The 253-nt window shown below is 70.0% G+C and carries 1 pseudogene; it reads right to left on the bottom strand.

Features of this window, described 5'->3' with window-relative positions:
* Positions 1-253, bottom strand: a pseudogene (locus IH25_RS38315) (alpha-1,4-glucan--maltose-1-phosphate maltosyltransferase); the annotation flags it as partial.

Here is a 253-nt window from a genome sequence, read left to right as displayed (position 1 = left end):
GGTCAGGGTGTTGTTGGGGCCTTTGCGGTGGGTGGTGCCGATGGGGTGGATCGGGGGCAGGTAGACGACGTCGAAGCCCATGTCCGCGATCGCCTTCAGCCGGCGGGCGGCGGTGCGGAAGGTGCCGTGGGGGCGCTCGGCGGTGCCCTCGGAACGGGGGAAGAACTCGTACCAGGAGCCGTACAGGGCCCGTTCGCGCTCCACCAGCAACGGCATCGCGTCGGAGGCGGTGACCAGCTCCCGCAACGGATAC

Origin of the sequence: Streptomyces achromogenes subsp. achromogenes, from assembly GCF_000720835.1 — a bacterium.
Classification (GTDB): Bacteria; Actinomycetota; Actinomycetes; order Streptomycetales; family Streptomycetaceae; genus Streptomyces; species Streptomyces achromogenes.
The sequence above is the reverse complement of the archived record's forward strand: the minus strand, read 5'-3'. Positions and strand labels throughout refer to the sequence as shown.